The 18,139-nt window shown below is 37.8% G+C and carries 19 protein-coding genes and 1 tRNA gene; 7 read left to right on the top strand and 13 right to left on the bottom strand.

Annotation, left to right across the window (positions count from 1 at the left end; translation table 11 throughout):
* Window positions 1-534: 534 nt before the first annotated feature.
* A complete protein-coding gene (locus tag H8S90_RS19645) occupies window positions 535-1,551 on the bottom strand; it encodes a YafY family protein (RefSeq protein WP_187339511.1) in 1,017 nt (338 codons plus the stop codon).
* Window positions 1,552-1,751: 200 nt separating this feature from the next.
* Between H8S90_RS19645 and H8S90_RS19640 the strand changes: the two genes are divergently transcribed.
* Together H8S90_RS19640 and H8S90_RS19635 are read left to right on the top strand one after the other, a co-directional pair.
* Window positions 1,752-2,129: a hypothetical protein gene (locus H8S90_RS19640; RefSeq protein ID WP_187339510.1), complete on the top strand. Its 378-nt coding sequence runs from the start codon at window positions 1,752-1,754 to the stop codon at window positions 2,127-2,129.
* A gap of 19 nt (window positions 2,130-2,148) precedes the next feature.
* On the top strand, window positions 2,149-2,646 hold the full coding sequence (locus tag H8S90_RS19635; protein ID WP_187339509.1) for a hypothetical protein: 498 nt from the start codon (window positions 2,149-2,151) through the stop codon (window positions 2,644-2,646).
* Between the two features lie 152 nt (window positions 2,647-2,798).
* Here H8S90_RS19635 and H8S90_RS19630 read toward each other — a convergent pair whose 3' ends face one another.
* The 11 genes from H8S90_RS19630 to lgt form a co-directional block, all read right to left on the bottom strand.
* Window positions 2,799-3,011, bottom strand: coding sequence for a SymE family type I addiction module toxin (locus tag H8S90_RS19630; protein WP_187339508.1), 213 nt, complete (start codon window positions 3,009-3,011; stop codon window positions 2,799-2,801).
* A gap of 269 nt (window positions 3,012-3,280) precedes the next feature.
* Window positions 3,281-3,856 (bottom strand): AAA family ATPase, encoded by a 576-nt coding sequence (locus H8S90_RS19625; RefSeq protein ID WP_255501665.1) that lies wholly within the window; start codon window positions 3,854-3,856, stop codon window positions 3,281-3,283.
* A 22-nt stretch (window positions 3,857-3,878) separates the two neighbouring features.
* Window positions 3,879-4,646 (bottom strand): transcriptional regulator, encoded by a 768-nt coding sequence (locus H8S90_RS19620; protein ID WP_187339506.1) that lies wholly within the window; start codon window positions 4,644-4,646, stop codon window positions 3,879-3,881.
* Window positions 4,647-4,688: 42 nt separating this feature from the next.
* Window positions 4,689-4,961, bottom strand: coding sequence for a helix-turn-helix domain-containing protein (locus H8S90_RS19615; protein ID WP_187339505.1), 273 nt, complete (start codon window positions 4,959-4,961; stop codon window positions 4,689-4,691).
* A gap of 84 nt (window positions 4,962-5,045) precedes the next feature.
* The gene (locus H8S90_RS19610; protein WP_187339504.1) at window positions 5,046-5,900 is read right to left on the bottom strand and encodes an RteC domain-containing protein; all 855 of its coding nucleotides are present in this window, start codon (window positions 5,898-5,900) and stop codon (window positions 5,046-5,048) included.
* 84 nt (window positions 5,901-5,984) lie between these two features.
* Window positions 5,985-7,238 (bottom strand): site-specific integrase, encoded by a 1,254-nt coding sequence (locus H8S90_RS19605; protein ID WP_187339503.1) that lies wholly within the window; start codon window positions 7,236-7,238, stop codon window positions 5,985-5,987.
* Window positions 7,239-7,489: 251 nt separating this feature from the next.
* Window positions 7,490-7,574, bottom strand: a tRNA-Ser gene (locus tag H8S90_RS19600).
* A 132-nt stretch (window positions 7,575-7,706) separates the two neighbouring features.
* Window positions 7,707-8,681, bottom strand: coding sequence for a polyprenyl synthetase family protein (locus tag H8S90_RS19595; protein ID WP_187339502.1), 975 nt, complete (start codon window positions 8,679-8,681; stop codon window positions 7,707-7,709).
* 24 nt (window positions 8,682-8,705) lie between these two features.
* Window positions 8,706-10,841: a ribonuclease R gene (gene rnr, locus H8S90_RS19590; RefSeq protein WP_187339501.1), complete on the bottom strand. Its 2,136-nt coding sequence runs from the start codon at window positions 10,839-10,841 to the stop codon at window positions 8,706-8,708.
* 105 nt (window positions 10,842-10,946) lie between these two features.
* Window positions 10,947-11,399: a Fur family transcriptional regulator gene (locus H8S90_RS19585; protein ID WP_187339500.1), complete on the bottom strand. Its 453-nt coding sequence runs from the start codon at window positions 11,397-11,399 to the stop codon at window positions 10,947-10,949.
* A 25-nt stretch (window positions 11,400-11,424) separates the two neighbouring features.
* Window positions 11,425-12,261: a prolipoprotein diacylglyceryl transferase gene (gene lgt, locus H8S90_RS19580; protein ID WP_187339499.1), complete on the bottom strand. Its 837-nt coding sequence runs from the start codon at window positions 12,259-12,261 to the stop codon at window positions 11,425-11,427.
* A 277-nt stretch (window positions 12,262-12,538) separates the two neighbouring features.
* On the opposite strand from lgt, the gene H8S90_RS19575 reads away from it, so the two are divergent.
* The gene (locus H8S90_RS19575; RefSeq protein ID WP_187339498.1) at window positions 12,539-13,765 is read left to right on the top strand and encodes a Glu/Leu/Phe/Val dehydrogenase dimerization domain-containing protein; all 1,227 of its coding nucleotides are present in this window, start codon (window positions 12,539-12,541) and stop codon (window positions 13,763-13,765) included.
* Window positions 13,766-13,827: 62 nt separating this feature from the next.
* Here the strand turns inward: H8S90_RS19575 and H8S90_RS19570 are convergent, their stop codons facing one another.
* On the bottom strand, window positions 13,828-14,532 hold the full coding sequence (locus tag H8S90_RS19570; RefSeq protein ID WP_222852347.1) for a TIGR00730 family Rossman fold protein: 705 nt from the start codon (window positions 14,530-14,532) through the stop codon (window positions 13,828-13,830).
* A gap of 120 nt (window positions 14,533-14,652) precedes the next feature.
* On the opposite strand from H8S90_RS19570, the gene recR reads away from it, so the two are divergent.
* The 4 genes from recR (at window position 14,653) to H8S90_RS19550 (ending at window position 18,138) form a co-directional block, all read left to right on the top strand.
* Window positions 14,653-15,270: a recombination mediator RecR gene (gene recR, locus H8S90_RS19565; RefSeq protein ID WP_187339496.1), complete on the top strand. Its 618-nt coding sequence runs from the start codon at window positions 14,653-14,655 to the stop codon at window positions 15,268-15,270.
* A gap of 98 nt (window positions 15,271-15,368) precedes the next feature.
* Window positions 15,369-16,187: an SDR family oxidoreductase gene (locus H8S90_RS19560; RefSeq protein ID WP_187339495.1), complete on the top strand. Its 819-nt coding sequence runs from the start codon at window positions 15,369-15,371 to the stop codon at window positions 16,185-16,187.
* 326 nt (window positions 16,188-16,513) lie between these two features.
* Window positions 16,514-17,518 (top strand): anthranilate phosphoribosyltransferase, encoded by a 1,005-nt coding sequence (trpD, locus tag H8S90_RS19555; RefSeq protein WP_187339494.1) that lies wholly within the window; start codon window positions 16,514-16,516, stop codon window positions 17,516-17,518.
* 5 nt (window positions 17,519-17,523) lie between these two features.
* On the top strand, window positions 17,524-18,138 hold the full coding sequence (locus tag H8S90_RS19550) for a phosphoribosylanthranilate isomerase (RefSeq protein ID WP_187339493.1): 615 nt from the start codon (window positions 17,524-17,526) through the stop codon (window positions 18,136-18,138).
* Window position 18,139: the final 1 nt, after the last annotated feature.

The following is an 18,139-nucleotide window of genomic DNA, read 5'->3' as shown; positions in this document are numbered from 1 at the left end:
GTGCAGTGTATGTGCACACAAAAAAAGTGATTGATCAGGTATATAACCATAATGTTAGAATACCAAATCAACGTTTGCCTAGCTACGTTGCATTATAGATGATTCTGACATGATTTTGAGTTTTAAGAAGGCTACGCTTACACCTCTTACAAATAAGAAATTCATATTTCTTATCGATAAGATATTTAGCCAACAACGATCTAGAGATTTTACACCTGGAACATTTGTCAATTTGATAAGTCGCCTCACCTTTTTTGCGTTTCAGGTATTTGTCCGCCTCGTGAATTAAAAGGCTTGTGCTAAATGATTCAATAATATTACGAGTTTTTAAGTCTAATAACTTTCCATCTTGATAATGGATGAAGTGCCCATTTAAGTATTGAAATCCAGGATAATGGACATCGTTTAGGTGACTAAAAAAAGAAAGAAGGTCCTTATTAATTTCTAGGTTACAAATGGGACATAATGAAATAGTTTTCTTAGCCCGCTTTTTACGTTCGGTTGAGATCATAATGAGATTATAAAATACATCTTCTAGTTTTCAGTGGAATAATTCCCCAACATAGCAATCAACTTTTTCTTCATCGTGAATCGAACACTTTCGGGTTCAATCACCTGTACAGCTTGCCCAAAACTTAGTATCTGCGCATAAAATTCGTAGTTTGGAATCACGTCCAGCTGTATAATCGTGTAGTCTTCCTTTTTTTCTAAGATCTTTTGAGAGGGGTGTAGTGGCTTAGAGTCGATGTAAGGCCAAAGGCTCTTATTGATTTTGATCCGAACAAGTTGAGCGGTTAATTCGATAGGTTTACTTACGCCAATCAGATCTTCAAAATAATCATCTGGATGAGTACTTGCTGGTTTATAGACCTCATCCTGCTCAACTGAAAAATCAATGATTCGGTCTAAGGCCAGGCTACTCCAGTTTTCAAAATCTTCACGTTGACCGAATAAGAACCAGCGTTTGTTGTATTGCTTTAGGAAATAAGGATGAAGCAGAAAACTTTCTTCCCGATCCTGGTTGAATGACTGATATCGTATCCTTAGTACACCTTTATCTTGGATAACTTTTAACAGATCGCCTAGAAAGTGTAGATTTTTCAGATATTCGTTTTGATCAAAAAATATACATTCATCCAGCTCTTCCAACTGAAAACTCTTTTTTAATTTCAAGGCCAGCTCTTGGACAAAGTCAAATTGTGGCAACCCTTTAAATCTCCCCAGCATATCCAATGTCGTTTTCAGAAGATCGGCTTCGACGGGATTGATCTGTTGCATAGCAAGCGAATAGCTTCTGTCCGAATAGCGGTAGTAGGTCTTTTTCCCTTCCTTGTAGGAGTCGATGGGTGCGCGAAATCCGGCTTCACTGCGCATGAAATCCATGTCTTTGAAGATCTGTCTGCGTGATATAGAACCTTTTGTACCACTATATTCTTCGATGGCTGTCGATACGTAAACGATTAGATCATCGATGAAAAATTTTCGACCCTTATTGGAAAAGCACCGATCCAATGCTTCATAACGGATAATTGCGTGTTTATTGGTGGCCATATGGTTTTATCTGGTATACATACGAAGATACGTTTTCCAATGCAGTGTATGTGCATAGCTATATAGGAAACTGTGCACATAGGCTACATCAATCGTTTTTTACTTTGTTCTAAAGATAGACAACGAAAAGATGCTTCTCTTACGGGTTTCCGTAATGCTCGTCTTTATGGATTAAATACTTTTGGCAAACATAAAAACAGATGAATAAACTATTACTATTAAGTCTCTTGATCCTTTCGGTAAGTGCCTGCAAGAGCTATAAATATGGCACCGAAGGCAATGCGCAGAAAAGCAATCTCACGATAGGTGTGGTGAAAAGCCAGTTAAAAAAAGGACAGACCTCACAGGATGAAATCCTGAAACTCTTTGGTGCCCCTAACTTGGTATCCAAAAACAAATCGAATAACGAAGTTTGGAGTTATAACCGGATGTCTGTAGAACATAAAGCAGGCTCGACCGACTTTTTCTCCGGACAGCGTGCCAGTCAAAGTAGCACCAGTAAGTCTTTTGATCTCATCATCACCTTCGATGAACATGATATCGTAGAAGATTACTCCGTAGTATCAACTGCTTATTAACCTTTCAACATATATAAATATGAAACGAATACTTTTACTCGTATGTAATGTAGTACTGTTAACATCTTGTGCTACCAAGATGGTTACCAAATCGCCCGCCGAAGTGAAGATGATGACCACCAAACAATTTGAGTCGGACCAAGAACTTGTTTTTAAATCCGTAATTAGTCTGCTCCAATCCGAAAGCTACATCATAGATCGTGCAGATAAAGAAACCGGCCTTATCAATGCCAGCAAACGTATTGAAAATAAAAACGCTGCTTCTCAACGGTTTTGGCTAGGCACTGCAAAAGATGCCAATACCTCTAAAGCGATGTTCTATATAGAAGGAGTTAACGATAATCTAACTGAGGTAAAGATTACCATGTATGAAGGAGCCGAGTCCAGCCGCAATGGTTACTGGGGTCAGGTGAATAAGGACAATAAAGAGCAGATGATCTATGAACCAAAGGTGTATCAAGAATGGTTTACGAGTCTGCAAGCTGAAATAGAGCGAAGAAAGGAATTGGGAAGGTAGTATTGACAAGTTGTTCAATAAAAAGGCCTGTTCAGTTTTGCTGAACAAACCTTTTTATTGAACGTTAATTTGGATTGCGCCATAAAATGCCATAATTGCGAAGTAATTGAGTTTGTACTGCTTCAATTCCTGCAGAGGCATTGACGATAATCTCAATCCTCATCCAAACTAATGATAAGCAATTTATTCATCGTTGTGACCTTGACTCGTTGATCGGGACTAAAACCTAATTTTTCGAGCCAATGCCCACTTAGTCTGATAACAGGAACTGTTGTCTGACTGAATTGGTTAAATCTGATGACTGGTTGGATTTTTAAGCTTCTAACCTCCGGTTGTCTGGTTACTTTCTTTTTGGGTGTTTGCATAACTTTTTGAAAGATTTAAATAAGCAACCTGGCAGTGCTGCAAACACCCAAAAAGTTTGGAAATGTGCAGGACTCGCACCTGCTCTCTGCCAGGTATATTGTTAAACATGATTGTTATCATAGTAATTACTTTTTGGAAATGTTTGCACTCCAAATATAGACATTTTTTTGTTTAGCGCTTAAAGGATCCGCCTCGAATTATTTGAGGCAATGAGAAGATCGATGCTATGATATATTAAAAAGGGTTGACGATATCACCAACGATCTCTCTACTTCCTCTTATCCTTCACTTCTTTATCAAAACCAATCAGATTAACCATTTCCCGGAGGCGTGAGCGTAGTCGGTTACCATATGCTTCTTCCAATTCGGTCGCAGAAAGGTTGGTCGTGATATGTGTCACCAATCGCTTAGAAACAAATAAATCATAACGCGACAATAGAATTTCAGCCATCACATTGCATTCGTTACCAAAATATTTGATGTTATTCTCTGTCCCCAGATCATCAAAGCAATAATTACGGTACTCGCTGGTATAAAGTTTACCTCGGCTATACCGATGGATGATTTCATACCCTTCCTGGATAAATTCAAACGTGACATCTCGAGCGCTTTTCATGAGGTAGCGGTATTGTCCTCCGTTTAAAAACCGCAAAACATGCATCAGCGACGTTTTACCACAGCCAATAGGGCCGGTCAGCATAATGCCTTTGTCCAGGTCGAGTTGTTGATCGCGGCATAATTCCTTATCACGAAGAAAATAGGCAGCCAATTTTAGCAGCACGGATTTATCTTCTACACACAATTGGAATTTCCGGCCGTAAAGCTCTTTTCCTTTGATCTCCATAAACTGAAAGACTTTTTGGTAATCATAGCGGCTCGAAATAATTCTTTCGCGTATTGGTATTAAGCTGTTGGGCGCGGTTAGGTTTTCCATAATTTGTGTTGCTGTTAAAATTGATACTGTTTGAGATCCAGTTCTTGGCCGAAGCTTTCCAGTCCTTCATCGGACTTTTTCCACCGACCAGCCAGCCATTGGCCGTATAGTGATTGATGAAACGATGCGCTTCCTGTTCGGTCGATTTTTCGGCAATAAAAAAGCGTTCTACTTCACGGGGAAATGGCGGAATACTTTTTTCTATTTGCGGAGAGTTCTCTAATTTTTGGGGCAGGGAAACCAGTTCATTACTTGAACCGGCACTTTTCTGCTTATCATTTTTTCTCTTATCTATCAATAAAGATTTACTATTAACATGATTAGAGATAGTATTACTATCTATATATGGCTCGTTTGATGGTCTTGTGGTCAGGATTTGAACAGGTTCATTTGGTAACGAGGTTTGAATAGGGGTTTCCGGAAAGAAGGATATCTCACTCCCTTTAAACGGATTATAAGATGGCCGGTAATCGATGTATGCTTTTTTGTGTAGATAAGCCATTGTTTTATGGTAAGTCGCCTTGGAATTGATCTTCCCCAAACGCATAGCGTCATCCCGGATGATCTGTATGGCCTTGGCGAAGCGAGCCTGGTTCCAAAGTTGGAATAAAGCAATAAACAGACTCAAATGTGTCGATGTGAAATCCGGATCCGCGGAGGCTTTGTTGAAAAAGTAGGTCAATTGTTTGTTGTAGTTCATATTAAGGTGATTAAAGAGATAAATAAGGTAAATATCCTAATGCTATTGGCTATTGCGACCCTGTTCGAGTAACTGTTCAATTTCCTGAAGCGAATAGTAGATCGTGTTGCCAAACTTTGTATAACGGATGGTGCCGTTAACCCGGTAATTTTGTAGGGTTCCCGGTGAAATCTGAAGCATCTTGATAACTTCCCTTGTCTTTAACCATTTTTTCTGCTGGCTTACTTTCGTGGCGGATAAGAGGTCTCTTAGATCGTTCAATAGTTCATGTTTAAAGGACATGAGGTCTTCTCTGGTAATAATTTCTACTGCCATAAGATTATATTATTTGGTGAGCAGTAAAATTGCCTATTAAATACTATGATTTCTCACAACTTGTTAACAAGTTGTGAGAAATTTTTATATAAATAACTCGTTATCAGTTTCTTTAATTCGTCTAAGCAACGCGTCTTTTAAGTTGTCCAACAGTTTCGTTTTACTGGTTTTGCGGGCACGAATATCATAGAATACCCTGTTATACTGCCCCAGCTCCACATCAAAAACCTGCTGGAAATATTCGGCGATTTCCTTAATGTCCGCCTTCCCATTATTGAAGGTACCGGCAGCATGGAGTGCATAGATGAGTTCGATCAGATCGGTCTTCGAAGTGGTCCATTGTAGCGGGTGATTGATTTTGCCCAGCTGCTTTTCCTCTTTTGCTTTGCCAAAGCTCTTGATCTTTCTTTTGAGGTAATGCCGAAGCATTTCATAGGCCTCCACCTGAGCAAAAATGTGAAGAGTAGGCGTACTCTTCCGTTTATCGATATCCAGGATATAAGAGCCTGCGTGGAAAAACAGATCGTGATCGATTCTTTTAAATAAGTGGTCATCCAACTGATCCAGGTTGGCTTTGTAGTAATTGTAGAAAAACTGGCGTTTCCTCAACTTCTTTTTCACCTTATACAAGGCCTTCAGATAATACTCTTTTAGTTTCTTTTTCTGTAAAGGTGGTTTCTTCAGTTCGACTTTCTGCACGAGTGCATAATATTGGATCAAAGCCAATAGGTGAGATTTGATATGTTTAAAGTAGAAAATTTCTTCATCCGCTGTAAGGTTAATGTTTTGTTCGAATTTTTGTTTGGCCCATTGTAGTCGCTCGGAAATGTATTGAATGGACAGTTCCGACAATTTTGAATAATCATTTTTGTAGCGCTCTTCTGTTTTTTTAGCATAATCTTGTATGTCTTCGTTTATGGCTAAAAGTGTTTCATGCATAAAGTATTGGTCTAAAAGGTGATTAGTATCTGTTTAAAATTTAAGAGCACCATTTTAATGATACATTTTGCATTAAGGCGGATTTTATCCCGATTTTTTGTCGGTATTAGGTAACTTTCCTGTGTGATTTAGAATTTTCTTCAGATTTTCCATATCGTTTGCGACTTTACGGTCGGTGATCTTGGCGTAGTGCTGCGTGGTCTTGATACTTTTATGGCCGAGCATTTTGGAAACGCTTTCGATGGGTACGCCGTTGGATAGTGTTACAATTGTAGCGAAGGTATGCCGGGCACAGTGAAAGGTGAGTTCCTTATTTATATGACAAATGGCGGCAACTTCTTTAAGGTAGGCATTCATCTTTTGGTTCGTCAGGATGGGAAGCAGCATACCTTCATTTCCTGATTTAGGATGATTCCGGTATTTTTCAATAATAAGTCTGGCCGTATCGAGCAAGGGTATTTTCGAGAGTGTGTCGGTTTTTTGCCGATGCGTACTGATCCACATTTGTCCATCAATCCCTTTAGTTAGATTGGCCGGTGTAAGCTGTTTGACATCGATATACGCCAGGCCTGTAAAACAGGAGAACACGAAAATATCACGTACTACGGCCAAGCGCTCCACATTAATTTCTTTGGCCATGAGCCGCTGCAGTTCTTCTTGTGAAAGAATGTCTCGTTCTACTTCTTGTATTTTGGTTTTATAATTCAGAAAGGGATCTTTTTGTATCCAACCGTTTGCTATGCAGATCAGGATGATTTTCTTGAAATTTTTGATGTATCTAACCGTGGTATTGTTTCCGCATGCTCTTTTGGTACGGAGATAAAAATCGTAATCGGTTATAAATCGGTGGTCTATTTTACTTAATGCGATATCGTTGACTCCGTATTGATACTGAATGAACTCCTTAGTATGTTGCAGAGAGGTTTGATAACGTTCATAAGTGCCTTGGGCATATTCTATGCCTACGAGGGAAAAGAGGCGTTTATTGTGCTCTTCGAATACGGGAATCAGGGTTCTTTCTCGCTCGGCACTTTTGCCGATAAATACATGCATAAAACTCTCTAGTGTAAGCGCGATTTCCTGATATTCTAAGACAATTTGCGTTTGTGTGATCTTGGCTTTTAGCTTTTCAAGGTAGCTGTTGATTGAACGGGCTTCTTCGGTGTTGCCTTTCATTTTCATCATCTTTTGATCCAAGTGCTTGGGATTGATGAACTTCTTGCTGGAAAATTCTGTTCTTTTCCCGTCAATGGTTATCCGTACATAAAGGGGATGGAGGCCTGCTGCATTGGCTTTTGCTGCCCGCGCATAGATGTGTAGGGTGATAGTGGTGTTCATGGTGGTGGCGCTTTATTTAGTTATTCAATTTATTCCTTAGCCATCTAGTTGTCAAGATGTTCACTTGACGACTAGGTTAGACCGGCTTTGACCGGTTCATTTTAGCGAGACCCTACAAGACTGAATTTTAGGGTCTCGCTAGGGTCTCGTTTGAAACTGGAATAAGGAAATAGTTAGGAAGGCCTACAAAAGCAAAAACCCTATAAATAGTGCTATTTATAGGGTTCTGATACTAAATGTCTTGATGGGTGCGGAAAGTGAGGGATTCGAACCCCCGGTCCTGTTACAGACAACGGTTTTCAAGACCGCCGCATTCGACCACTCTGCCAACTTTCCGGCACAAAAGTACAAACTCCATTGATTTTAACAAATCAAAAAATGTATTTTCTCTCTCTTTATGATTAACTGCTTCATTTAGTGTAAATTATTTTTGTTAAATTTAACGTTAATGTCTTATAAGAATATAGCTTAACTTTCTCTTATTAATAAGCTTTTAGCGAAATTTCGGAGTACAGTTGTTTTTTCCTGCTCTATACTTAAGGCATTTAATGCTTTAAATGCTTGATTTGCAAAGTCTTTTTTTGCTTTTTCAGCTAAAGATCGGATGTTCAGTTTGTCATAAATTTTTTTTGTAGACGCAATCTTATATTGCACATCTACTTCATTATTTGTTACCAGTGATTTCAGTTCTACAGCATCCTTTCCACGGGATAGTTCAAGAGCATTGATAAGCAAGAAAGTCTTTTTATTTTCAATAATGTCTCCACCTATTTGTTTGCCAAATTTGTCGGGGTCCCCATATACATCTAATATATCATCCTGTAATTGGAATGCAATACCCATATTAACACCAAATTGGTAGATTAAGTTTCGATCACTATCGTTGGCCCCACTGATGATTGCACCTAACTCTAAGGCAGTTCCAAGTAAAACGGAAGTTTTTAAACGAATCATCTGAATATATTGTTCTTCAGTCACATGATAGGTGTTGCCGAAATCAAGATCTAGTTGTTGTCCTTCACAAACCTCAAGTGCCATTTTATTAAAGCTTGCAAACAATTGATGTAAATAATTATGGTCAGTTTCTGATAATAGTTGATATGCCATGATAAGCATAGCATCACCGGAAAGTATAGCCGTATTGGTATTCCATTTTTCATGAACAGATGTTTTTCCTCTTCTTAATGGCGCCTGGTCCATGATATCATCGTGCATGAGCGTGAAATTATGAAACAGCTCTATTGCCAATGCAGCTGGTATACTTTTTTCGATTGCTTCGCTAAATAAGTCTGTAGCCAGTAAAGTGAGAACTGGTCTCAGACGTTTCCCACCTAAACTTAGAAAGTAACTGATAGGTTCATATAGTGTGTGCGGCTCCCTGGATATCTGTTTCGTTATTAATGCTTGACTGATTGTTAACTGAAGATCTGCTATTGAATACATGCGGCGAAGATAAGATTTTCCTTATTAACTAATTAATGTAAAATCTATTTGGCGTTTAGCTAAGTTAACCGTTTTGACCTTAATTTCTACTTCATCTCCCAATTGATAACGCTTTTTCTTACGTTGGCCGATGATAGCGTAATTTTTTTCATCCAATGAATAAAAATCATCGGTAATATCTCGCAGCCTAACCATTCCTTCACATTTGTTTTCTTCTATTTCGACGTACATTCCCCATTCTGTTACCCCTGATACAATCCCCAGATAAATATTTCCGATGTGATCCTGTAGATATTCTGCTTGTTTATACTTAATGGAGGTTCTTTCCGCATCCGCCGCTTTTTTCTCCATTTGTGAGGCATGAACACACATTTTTTCGTAAACTTCCTCATTTACTCCTTTTCCTCCAGTTAGGTAATACGCCAGTAAACGATGTACCATCATATCAGGATACCTACGGATAGGCGATGTGAAATGCGTATAATAGTCAAAAGCTAATCCATAATGACTGTGTTTTTTAGTCGTGTAGATGGCCTTTGCCATGGAACGTATCGCTAAGGTTGTTAACACGTTTTGTTCTTTTGTTCCCTCAACGTCATGCATAAGCGTGTTTAATGACTTCGCAGTTTCTTTATCTGACTTTGTATTGATTTTATAGCCAAAACGTGCTGCAAATTGCGCAAAGGCTGTAAGACTTTGCTCGTTTGGAGCATCATGACTACGATAAACAAATGGCAACTTTTTTTTCCCTTTTCCTTGTTTGCCTATATACTCGGCAACTTTTCTATTGGCTAACAGCATAAAGTCTTCGATTAACTTATGCGCATCTTTTCTTTCTTTGGTATAAACACCTAGCGGTTTCCCATCTTCATCCAATCTGAATTTTACTTCTGTAGACTCAAAGTTAATAGCTCCTTGCTTGAATTTACGCTCTCGTAAAATATGAGCCAAGTTGTTCAATGTTAATAGTTCATGGCTATACAACCCCTCTTTTGTCTCTAAAATTTTCTGTGCCTCCTCGTATGTAAAACGTCTATCGGAATGAATAACCGTTTTTCCAAACCATTGATCCTTGATATAGGCCTGTTTATCTAATACGAATACAGCAGAAAAGCAGAGTTTATCTTCGTTTGGGCGTAATGAACATAGATTGTTGGAAAGCCTTTCAGGTAACATTGGAATGACTCTATCGACAAGATACACGGATGTACCCCTTTCATAAGCTTCCTTATCTAAAGCACTATCGGGAACTATGTAATGCGTGACATCAGCAATATGTATACCTACCTCATACGTGTCTTCGTCGAGTGTTCGAAAAGATATTGCGTCATCAAAATCCTTTGCATCAAAAGGATCGATTGTAAAAGTCAGAATATCTCTGTAATCTTTCCGTTTTTTAATTTCTTCCTCGTCAATATCGTCTGTAATGGCATCAGCCTCCTTTTCTACAAAGTCTGGGAATGCTAAGGGGAACCCATAATCAGCCAGAATAGCACTCATTTCAGTATTATTTTCACCCTGTTTGCCCAGTACATGTTTTACTTTTCCAACAGGGTTTTTACTTCCTTGAGGCCAGTCAGTTATGGTAACTACTACTTTATCTTGGTCTTGCGCACCATTTAAATCTTCCAGCGGAATAAATATATCATGGAGCATCTTCCGGTCATCTGCTATTAAAAAAGCGAAGCGTTTCGAAATCTTGATAATACCGGTAAAATCAGTACGAAAGCGCTCTAATATCTCAACAACTTCACCTTCTTTCTTTCTCCCTTTGCTCTTCTCATAAGTATATACTTTGACGGAATCGCCGTGTAACGCGTTTCTGAGTTTACGAGGAGCTATATAGATATCATCTTCAAACTCATCCTCAGTTACAATGAATGCCGAGCCGTCTGCAGTCATATCTACCTTACCGATTGTGAAAGTTTTAAGTTCCCTTAGCGTGAATTTTCCTTTCTCGACTTCCTTGAACAACCCAGACTTGATTTTTGATTCTTCTTGTAATATGTCTAAAATAGTACTCTTCGATACAGGATCGTCTATATTGAGTTGGGCAGAAACTTGTTTATAATTTAGTGCTTTATTTCCTGATTTCTCGAAAACGTCGGCAATTAATTGAGATAGAACATGTTTAATTGCATTTGCTTTTTTTGTCGACATAAGGTTTGTGCTTTAAGATAATAACTCTAAGAATACAGCTTATTTTTGTCTTTGTTTTTTATTGATCAGTATTCCTCAAAAAGTGTTTAACAATACTAGGTTCTTTTAACTTATGGAGGCAGCCTTCAAGCTTTTGCACTTATTGCATATACCTATGGCACTTATTGCCACTTGGTTTATGGAAAAACCAGGAGGGGTGCTTATTTCAGGTAATTTAATCTCCTGCAAGCAGTATATGCTGTTACAAATAGAGCAGCTAAAGTGAACATGTTCATCATGATGTTGATGGGTAGTACATTGCGGTGAGCACAACGCATAGGTTGCGGTTCCATGAAGATCGAATATTTTATGGATGATTCCTTTTTCTTCAAAAATGTTCAATACACGATAGAGCGTTACTCTATCAATATCTTTGCCGATCGATTTTTCTAATTCCGGCTGAGAAGTTGCCGTATCTTTATTAAAAATATTTTCAAGCACCTTCAAGCGAGGTAGGGTTACCTTCAAATGGTGTTTGCGAAGAATATTTTCAAATGTTTTAACCTTATCTTCTTTCATCACTAATGCTTGTTTTGGTTAGCTATTATTTCCGTTTTGGAGCTAAAGTAACGGGCTCTTTTCTAAATATAAAATAAAGTCCCAATATGATAAAGGGAGCACTCAGTATTTGTCCCATATTGAGCGTCATATTGTTTTCAAATGCTTCCTGATTCTCTTTAACAAACTCCATAATAAAACGAAGGCCGAATACAGTTGCCATAAAAAAACCAAATAGATATGCAGGTTTTATATATTTTTTTTGCCTGTATGAACTGTACAACAGTAAGAAAATTAGTAAATAACCTAATGATTCATATAACTGCGCTGGATGACGGGGTATGTTATCAATCTGCGCAAATATGACAGCCCAGGGAAGTTTACTGGGAGTGCCTATTATTTCAGAATTAAAGAAATTTCCTAGACGGATCAGTGTCCCAGAAAGTGCGGCAACAATAACGAGCCGATCAGCAATCCACCAAAAATTAACTTTTGTCTTTCGGCAATAAAGAATTAAGGCCAGTATAATTCCAATAGCGCCTCCATGGCTGGCTAAGCCCTGATAACCCGTGAATGTTAGATTTCCATTGATATTTCTTATAGGTAAAATCATCTCAAGTAAATGATCTTTATAGTAATCAAATTCGTAAAAAAGACAATGACCTATTCGTGCGCCTAAAACCGTACCTATAAATACATAGATGGTGAGCTTATCAAGTAGTTCTTGAGATTTTCCTTCTTTTCTGAAGATGTTTAAAAGTATGACATAGCTTAAGAAAAAAGCCAACATAAAGCAGAGTGTATAATAACGTAGGCCAAAGCTGCCAATACTGAATATCTCAGGATTTATATCCCAATGTATACTTGATAAAAAAAATGACATATATTTTTTCCTTATTTTATAATCTTACAAATATAGTTTTTTATTGCAATTCAGTTGCGGGATAATTGTGATTGTGTTTTAATTTGTATGACACAATTGTGTTGAATTAATATTCTGTAATACGGCTATTTTTCTTTGCTAATATTTTGTTTAGGTTTGCACTATATAGTGAATATTTCTTAAATACCTATTGTTGACGCTATTTAATAGCACTTTACAATGATACGTTCTCACTGTTTTTACATTATTTATTGTAAACCGATAATTAAAGCATGAAATGAAAGATCTATTGAACAGATTCGAAAGTAAGAAACCAGAAATAGTATTTGAATGGAAAGATCCAGAAACAGAAGCCGAGGGGTGGATTGTTATTAATTCGTTGCGGGGGAGGGCGGCAGGTGGCGGGACACGAATGAGGAAAGGATTGGATAAACACGAAGTCGAGTCGCTGGCAAAAACAATGGAAGTTAAATTTACAGTTTCTGGTCCTGCTATAGGAGGAGCAAAATCCGGTATTAATTTCGACCCGTCAGACCCAAGAAAAAGAGGCGTGTTAGACCGTTGGTTTCAGGTAGTAACTCCGCTGCTCAAGAATTATTACGGTACTGGCGGCGATTTGAACATTGATGAAATCAATGAGGTTATTCCGTTAACAGAAGACTATGGTTTATGGCACCCTCAGGAAGGTGTACTAAACGGGCATTTTAATGTAAGAGAAAATAAACGGATTCATCAAATCGGACAATTACGGTATGGTGTATCAAAGGTATTGGAAGACCTGAAGTATACTCCGGATCTTAAACGAAAATACAGAGTGGCAGACATGATAACTGGTTACGGCGTTTCTGAGTCGATTAAACATTATTACAAATTAATGGGTGGTACCCGTATTGGTAAAAGGGCTATTATACAGGGTTGGGGAAATGTTGCAGCCGCGGCAGGCTATTATCTTTCTAAGTTAGGAGTTAAAATTGTAGGCATTATAGATCGGGAAGGAGGGGTAATTAATGAAGATGGTTTTAGCGATGAGACCATTGAAAAACTCTTTTTAGACAGAAGTGGTAATGCCTTAATTAGTGATGATTTATTAGCATTTGATGAGGTTAACGCGCATATATGGGAGGTAGGAGCTGAGATATTTGTGCCTGCTGCCGCGTCTCGTTTAGTTTCGAAAGAACATGTACTCCAACTTTTAAATAACGGTTTGGAGGTTATTTCGTCAGGAGCAAATGTGCCTTTTGCTGATAGAGAAATTTTTTATGGACCTGTTATGGAGTTTACCGATCAACAGGTAGCGTTAATTCCTGATTTTATTGCAAATTGTGGTATGGCACGTGTATTCGCCTATTTGATGCAGCCAAATGTTGAAATGAGCGATGATGCCATATTTTCAGATACATCACAGGTTATATATCAGGCTTTAAAAAGGATCTTTGAACTGTCTAGAGAAAAAACGGGTATTTCTTCTAGGGCATATGAAATCGCTTTAAAACAGCTGATATAATTATTCAAATACCAATGAAGAAATTATGGGTCAATTGCTTCATTGGTATTTGTGAAGAAAAGTTAAAAATTGGGTTTTAATAGATACTTATCATAGAATTTGAAGATATGGCCTGCCGCTTCCTCAGCAGTATCAACCAACCGATAGAGATTTAGATCCTCTGCGCTGATCTTTCCTTCTTCCAACATTCTGTTCTTAATCCAATCAAATAAGCCTCCGTAATAAGATCTTCCAACTAAAACGATTGGAAATCGAGCTATTTTACCTGTTTGTATCAAAGTGATCGCTTCAAACAGTTCATCCATCGTTCCAAAGCCTCCGGGGAGAACAATATACCCTTGTGAATACTTCATGAACATAACTTTTCTAACAAAAAAGTAGTTGAATTCCAATAGTTTATCCCTATCTATATACCTATTATGAAACTGCTCGAAGGGGAGTTCTATATTAAGTCCAACAGATTTACCTCCGGCTTCATAAGCCCCTTTATTAGCTGCTTCCATAATGCCGGGGCCACCTCCCGATATCACACCATATCCTTTTTCTGTTAGTAAACGGGCACATTCTTCAGCTATTTTGTAATCAGCATGATCTCTAGAAGTACGTGCAGAGCCAAAAATAGAAACACAGGGACCTATTTTTGCCAGTTTTTCAAATCCCTCAACAAATTCTGCCATTATTTTAAAAATCTGCCATGAGTCTTTTACTTTAATCTCCTGCCATGTTTTGTTCTCAAAAGCTTTTCTTATCTTATCTTCACCAGTTATCATATAATATATTGTCTCTTTTTAAGTGATATTCGTATTAACCTGTTGTTTGCAATAGTTAATTGCTTGTTTTGTGCTAATGTAATAAATTTTTTTACCTTTTTCCTTTACCTTTGTATCATGAATTTCTCGTCTAAACTATTGGAAAATGCTGTTAATGAATTTAGTAGACTGCCGGGTATAGGTCAGAAAACTGCACTTAGGCTGGTATTATACCTACTTAATCAACAAAAGATCGATGTGGAGCGTTTCAGTGAAACTTTGGTAAAGCTAAAGTCAGACATTTGTTTTTGTACAATCTGTAATAATATAGCTGACCAAACAATTTGTGAAATATGCAGCACGCCTAAACGAGATAAGAGTTTAATATGTGTAGTCGAAGATACACGGGATGTGATGGCAATCGAAAATACAAACCAGTTCAATGGCGTTTACCATGTTTTAGGAGGTTTAATTTCTCCGATGGATGGAGTAGGCCCTTCTGATTTGAATATTGATAAATTGGTACATCGGATGAAAGAAGAAGAAGAAGTGAAGGAAGTTGTATTAGCTTTAAGCGCAACTATGGAAGGAGATACCACTATTTTTTACCTGTATAAAAAGTTAAAGGATTTCGATATACAAATAAGTACTATAGCTAGAGGAATTGCATTTGGAGGTGAATTGGAATACGTCGATGAAGTAACTTTGGGGCGCTCGATAGCTACACGTGTTCCTTATGAAAGGAGTATAGCATAGTAGATGTGTTTAATGGCTATCCCTGTAGTGTGTTATGGTTGTTTTCAGTAATGTGCGGTGCTGATAAACAATAATGGACCGATAAAACTCAAAACAAATTGAAATCATTTAATAATAAAACAGTTATTATAACTGGGGCATCTTCGGGAATAGGTTTGGCTTTAGCGCGAAATTTGGCTGCAAAAGGAGCTAATTTGGTTTTGGGGGCAAGAAAATACGTAGTATTATGTAAAATAGCCCAAGATCTGGAAAGAGAATTTGCTATTAAAGTGGTTGCTGTGCAATGTGATGTTTCGAAAGAAGACGATTGCAAACATCTAGTACAACAGGCACTTTTAACCTTTCAAACAATAGACGTGTTGATCAATAATGCTGGTGTCAGTATGAGGGCCTTATTTAATGAACTTGACTTAAGGGTATTGAGAAATTTAATGGATGTAAACTTTTGGGGCACAGTGTATTGCACTAAGTTTGCTTTACCTGAATTATTGATCAATGGCGGTTCGGTTGTGGGAGTATCATCGATTGCAGGTTATAGAGGCCTGCCTGGACGTACGGGATACTCTGCTTCTAAATTTGCTATGAATGGTTTTATGGAGTCTTTACGTGTAGAGAACTTAAAAACAAAATTGCATGTAATGGTTGCCTGCCCTGGTTTTACGGCTTCAAATATCCGCAATACAGCATTCGATAAAAATGGAGAGCAGTTTGGTGAGACAAGTATGAACGAAAAAAAAATGATGACTGCTGAAGAGGTTGCAGCACGTATAATACAAGGCATTCAGGATAGAAAACGCACGCTTATCATGACCAGACAAGGAAAGTTGGCTGTATGGATGAATAAGCTTTTTCCAGCATGGGTAGATAGGAAAGTATTTCAATTATTTGCACGTGAGAAAGATCCATTGGTTAAGTAGTTTAAATCCATTGATATGCTAGCGATATAGCATTTAGAGTCTCTTGTATTTTTAGATTTACTAAGCACCTCAAAAATCATTTGCATATGTAAATCTTATTGAGCATATTTGTAGGATAAAATGGAAATAAGAGTCGCATATCAAAGTTGGTGGTGGCATAAAGAATAACTTTATGGCAAATACCATTTTGTAGTGATATTTAATTATAGTAACAAAAGGCTTGCCGTAACGCAAGCCTTTTTTTGTGTGGTAAAAGCCACATAGATTCACCGGAAACATAATTTAATTTATTGACACAAAATAATTCACATCAAACGCAATTACAGATGAAACATATACTGGCACATTTGTTCGAAAGTAAAACCTTTACAAGAGCTGAAGCTTACGATATATTAACCAATATCACATTAGGGAAATATAATAGTTCGCAAATGGCCGCTTTCATGACAGCCTACTGCATGCGTAATATTACCGTGGAAGAGCTTGCCGGCTTTCGTGATGCTATGTTGGATCTTTGTTTGGAAGTCAACCTTAATGAATATAAACTTATCGATCTTTGTGGTACCGGTGGCGATGGAAAGAATACCTTTAATATTTCAACATTAGCATCCTTTGTAGTGGCAGGAGCTGGTTACCACGTGGCTAAACATGGTAACTATGGGGTTTCTTCTGGGTGCGGATCGTCTAATGTAATGGAATTTCTAGGATATCGATTTTCGAATGATGAAAAAGAAATTTACAGAAGCTTAGAGAGTTCCAACATTTGCTTTCTACATGCTCCTTTATTTCATCCGGCAATGAAAACTGTTGCACCGGTTAGGCGTGAGTTAGGTGTGAAAACTTTTTTTAATATGTTAGGGCCATTGGTAAACCCTGCTAAGCCAAGCTATCAATCGGTAGGTGTTTTTAGTCTGGAGTTGGCACGTCTATATGGTTATCTCTACCAAAGAAGCAATAAACAATATACTATATTGCATGCGTTAGACGGCTATGACGAGATATCACTTACAGGAGATTTTAAATTGATTAATAATGAGGGCGAACAATACGTCACCTTGGAGAAAATAGGTTTTCAACGTGTAGACGCCACAGCAATAAGCGGCGGAGAAACCATTGAGGAGGCTGCCGGAATCTTTGTTGCAGTACTAAAGGGAAATGCCAGTAAGGAGCAACAGCAGGTGGTTTTATCCAATGCGGCTATAGCTATTCGGACTATTTGTCCTGACAAGTCTTTCGAAGACTGTTATTTAGAGGCTGAGGACGCCCTTTTATCAAAAAGAGCGTTGAATAGTTTTAATAAATTAGTGAACAAAGAAAAGGCTTTGTACTGAGTAATATGCTTAGAGTAAAAGTTTGTGGGATGAAATATCCCGATAATATATTGGACGTGCTGTCATTAAATCCCGACTACTTAGGTTTTATATTTTATGATAAATCGCCACGTTATGTTGGCGATTTATCTCAAATGTTCATCAAAAATTTAACAAATATAAAGAAAGTTGGGGTTTTTGTTAATGACACATTACCAAATATCCAGAGATCTGTGTCGGCTTACGGCTTAGATGTAATACAGCTACATGGAAATGAGCATCCTGCTTTTGTAGACAAAGTGAAGACATCCACTGGGGTTTTAACAATCAAAGCCTTCGGTATAGCGCCAGGTTTTAACTGGTCGGAGCTTGATGCCTATAAAGATAATGTCGATTATTTTCTTTTTGACACTAGAGATAAAGCCTATGGAGGAACTGGACTCCGTTTTGACTGGAATTTGTTAAATGGATATACTTTGGATAAACCTTACTTTTTAAGCGGAGGGATAAGTGAAAAAAATATAGCAGATGTATATAAATTGAAAGACCAACGTTTGTTTGCCGTAGATGTGAATTCGAGATTTGAACTGAGCCCGGGAATTAAAGATGTTAAATTATTACAGTCGGTATTTGACTACTAAA

Source organism: Olivibacter sp. SDN3 (assembly GCF_014334135.1).
Classification (GTDB): Bacteria; Bacteroidota; Bacteroidia; order Sphingobacteriales; family Sphingobacteriaceae; genus Olivibacter.
Note: the sequence above shows the minus strand (reverse complement) of the source record. Positions and strands in the feature narration are given on the sequence as shown.